This is a genomic window from Patescibacteria group bacterium (genome assembly GCA_018896645.1).
In the GTDB taxonomy this organism is placed as follows: Bacteria; Patescibacteriota; Patescibacteriia; order UBA2591; family JABMQE01; genus JAHIMF01.
This window is the reverse complement of record JAHIMF010000053.1, coordinates 1-3554: the sequence shown is the minus strand read 5'-3', so window position 1 is coordinate 3554 and position 3554 is coordinate 1. Positions and strand designations below refer to the sequence as shown.

Genomic DNA, 3554 nt, shown 5'->3' with positions numbered 1-3554 from the left:
TGGGCTAAGGTGGTTCCTCATCAGACTAGTTATTATGTTTCCGCCGGCCAGGGCTCTGATGAACTGGGTGACGGCACCAGGGAAAACCCTTATGCCAGTATTGGTAAAGCCTATGACCAGGTTTCTGATTATCGGACAAGATTAGAAGGGAAAAAGATAACTATTGTTGATACAATTTTTGTGGGACCAGGAATGTATGATGAGGCATTTGTTGCTTCAGACCCAGTCCATTTGCTCGGAGCTGGTCCAACAAAGACCATTTTAACCGGAGGCGAACACGCCTGGATAGACTTTATGGATTCAGATAACTATCTAGGCGCCACTGGTAGTAGTTTGCAAGGCTTCAGACTAACCAGTAAGCTGGAGATTTATGGGGCTGGCGTTACAGTAAAAAACTGCGTGTTTACTGAAGAGAATTGGCAGTCTTCCTGTTCGCGTTCAGCCATCTATATTCAAGGTGTAAGGTCGGGTTTAGAGATTGTGGCTAATACCTTTAAGACTTCTGGCATTGACCTCAAGGGCTCAAATGCCAAGATTCTTAATAACCTGTTTGACGAATCCTGCCTGCAAGCAGTTTATGTCCGTGGCGGTGATTGTCAATTAACTATAGGTGGTAGCCAGTCTCCCAATTCCTTTTTGGGTCGGTTGGGTGTTACCAGTTTTGGGCTCAAAGTAAATGCCTGTTATAATTGGTGGGGGACGAGTCTAGAACCAGAGATTAGCCAGAAGGTGAATGGTGATGTCCGCATCTATCCTTGGCTTTTAGGCCCGCCTGATAATGTTGGCGCTCAACTGGCAACAATTCTGGGAGATTTCAACAACGACCAGGTAGTTGACATAAAGGACTTTTCTTATTTTGTCCGGCATTATGGGGGTGCGGGTCTATCATGCGATCTGCGGTGTGACCTTAACTTTGATAGTATAGTGGACTTTAGCGATTTCTCTATCTTTGCTGCTAACTTTGGCGCCCGCGAACGCGCCAAAATGGCTGCCATCTTGGGCCTTCAAGGCTTCAAGCTCCAAGACCAGCCCGTTGTTCTTTTGCCAAACCAGCCCAATCCTTTTAATCAGGAGACCGTTATTTCTTATTGTCTTCAATCTGCAGCCGAAGTTCAGCTAATCATCTACAATTCACTGGGACAAGAGGTTTGCGTTCTAGCAGATGAGCCCCAAGGTTTTGGCCGGCACCAAGTGCTTTGGGATGGCCAAGATAATGAGGATCGTCCGGTTGCCAGCGGAGTTTACTTTTGCCGGCTCAAAGCTGGTAAGACAGGGTCAGTCAGGAGGATGGCCTTGATTCGCTAAATTCAACAAGCCCAATCTATAATTCAACAGATTGGGCTTTTTCATATTTAATTTTATGGTATAATATATTTAAGCGAGCTTTTGGTGTTATTTAAGGGAGGAAAATTGTCCACGCCCGAGGTTTTGACCTTTCGGTAAACTCCATTCGGCCCGAGCTCTCATTCGAGCCTGAGCGACCGAGGCCGCCAGGCCTCAGAGCCGAATGGCATGGCCGAGGGCAAGGTCAACCCCGAGCTGTAGCCGAGGGGTTGACAAAATTTTTAGAGGTGATAGGGTGAAGTATAAAGCAATTGGATAGATTAGTTAAAACCTTGTTTTTAACGCAGGCACCTTGAAAACCTCTTTTAGGAGGTGGAGTACGGAGGTGAATGGGTTTATGCGCTAAAAACTGGGTTTTTATTTTTGGTGAATTGGCTAATTTTAGATTAATGTTTTACAATAAAGACATTATGACCCTATTTATCAATAAGAAAAAATTTGAAGTTTTTTTAGAAGTCGCGGGTTCTCTAAACAAAATCGGCATCACTCCTATTCTTTATGGCTCGCTTGGGCTTAACCGGGTGATAGGCGAATTTGGCAAAGCAAACGATATTGATGTTTTAGTGCCTGATAATTTTGTTAACAAAGACTGGAACAAACTGATGAAAGCTATGGAAACCTTGGGTTTTGCGCTTAAAGACGAGCATGAACATGAGTTTGAAAGAGATGGTGAGTTGGTCGCTTTTGCCGCGGATCAAGATTTGCGAGAGATGGCTAAAATAGACCCCGACGAATTAAGAGCATCTAAAGTAGGTGAAGCGAAGTTCAAAGAAGTTTCGGCTAAACAATATTTAACTTTATATCAAGTTATGCTCCGCGATAATTATCGCCAGGAAAAAAGAGGCGGAGCAGACCGCGAAAAAATAGAACTTATAAAAAAATATTTAAAAACTTTCAAAAAAATGGTATGAGAACCGAGAAACAAATTGAAATTTATTTTTTCAAAAAAGCTCCGGAAGGGAAGATACTTTTTCTTTTGGCTAAGAGAACTCCCAAGAGAGGCGGCTTTTGGCAGCCTTTAACGGGCGGGGTAGAGCAGGGCGAAACCTTGGAACAGACAATTACAAGAGAGTCGGAAGAAGAGTTTGGAATAACCAAAATAAATAAAGTTATCAATACCGGTTATAGTTTTGAGTTTGATTATGAGGGGCATCACAGCGAAGATGTTTTTGGCGCGGAAGTTGAATTTGGGATTGAAATCATTCTTTCGGATGAACACAGCGAATTCAAGTGGCTGGAAAAAGACGAGGTATTCAAATTGCTCATATGGCCCGGGAACATAGAGGGGTTTAAGAAGTTGTGTAAGATTTTGAAGATTGGTCAATAGTTATTTGGGGCTATTTTTATATTCTTGTATTTTTATCAGCCAGAGGCTTGGACCAGAGGCCCATCCGCCCTTGGAGGAGATCCGCCTTTGGCGGATATTCTTGTATTTTTATAATTTCACAACCATATGCAAAAAGGCCTAATCGTTCACACAATTATTTTCAACGAGAAAAATCAGATTCTCATTCTGCAAAGGTCAGTTGCCACTAAGATTTTGCCAAACCAATGGGACATCCCGGGCGGGACATTAGAAGATGGCGAGGACCCTGCTTTGGGAGTTATCCGTGAAACCAAAGAAGAAGCAGGGCTGGATATCAAAAACCCGAGTTTGTTTTTCTATACTTCAAATGTAGACAAAAGAAAAGACAAACAATTTGTTAGGCTGATTTTTATTGCTGAATATCAAAGTGGGGAAGTTAAACTTAGTCCCAGGGAACATCAGGATTATAAGTGGATTGATATATCAGAAGATAGTAAGTATCAAACAGTTGATTATTTGGGGCCGTGTTTGGAAATGTTAAAATCTAAAAGCCATAAATTATTTAAACTATGAAAAAAGTAAGAGATTTTTATCAAATTTCTTTAAAATTGATTCTCAAAAACAAAGAAGGCAAAATACTGGCCCTGAAGGCTGATGATGGCGGCAGTTATGCCGGGTTTTATGATTTTCCCGGCGGCAGAATTGATACTGATGAATTTGAAACGCCTTTTTCCGAAATCATCAAACGGGAAGCAGAAGAGGAAATTGGAGAGGTGGAGTTTAAGCTTAAGCTCCAACCCGTTGCCATTGGCCGGCATTTAATCCCGGCTCATCTCGCGAGTGCAGGCAAAGAAATCCGCGTGCTTTATGTTTTCTTTGAGGCCGAGTATGTGAGCGGGGAAGT

Annotated in this window: 5 protein-coding genes; all 5 read left to right on the top strand. The window is 42.5% G+C overall.

Annotated elements, in window-relative coordinates:
* The coding region (locus KKD20_03990) for a T9SS type A sorting domain-containing protein (GenBank protein ID MBU4332256.1) at positions 1-1305 on the top strand (1305 nt) is incomplete at its 5' end.
* A gap of 449 nt (positions 1306-1754) precedes the next feature.
* Positions 1755-2255, top strand: a complete 501-nt coding sequence (locus tag KKD20_03985) for a nucleotidyltransferase family protein (GenBank protein MBU4332255.1) — start codon at positions 1755-1757, stop codon at positions 2253-2255.
* On the top strand, positions 2252-2671 hold the full coding sequence (locus KKD20_03980) for an NUDIX domain-containing protein (protein ID MBU4332254.1): 420 nt from the start codon (positions 2252-2254) through the stop codon (positions 2669-2671). Before KKD20_03985 ends, KKD20_03980 begins: the two co-directional genes overlap by 4 nt.
* A gap of 126 nt (positions 2672-2797) precedes the next feature.
* Entirely contained in the window at positions 2798-3223 is a 426-nt protein-coding gene (locus KKD20_03975; GenBank protein ID MBU4332253.1) for an NUDIX hydrolase, read from the top strand.
* Positions 3220-3554: NUDIX domain-containing protein (locus tag KKD20_03970; GenBank protein ID MBU4332252.1), on the top strand; the 335-nt coding region annotated here is incomplete at its 3' end. The genes KKD20_03975 and KKD20_03970, both read left to right, overlap by 4 nt.

What these genes read in the sequence shown, in the direction of transcription:
- KKD20_03985 (MBU4332255.1), top strand. Translation starts at nt 1,755, where the DNA reads ATGACCCTATTTATCAATAAGAAAAAATTTGAAGTTTTTTTAGAAGTC.
- KKD20_03980 (MBU4332254.1), top strand. Translation starts at nt 2,252, where the DNA reads ATGAGAACCGAGAAACAAATTGAAATTTATTTTTTCAAAAAAGCTCCG.
- KKD20_03975 (MBU4332253.1), top strand. Translation starts at nt 2,798, where the DNA reads ATGCAAAAAGGCCTAATCGTTCACACAATTATTTTCAACGAGAAAAAT.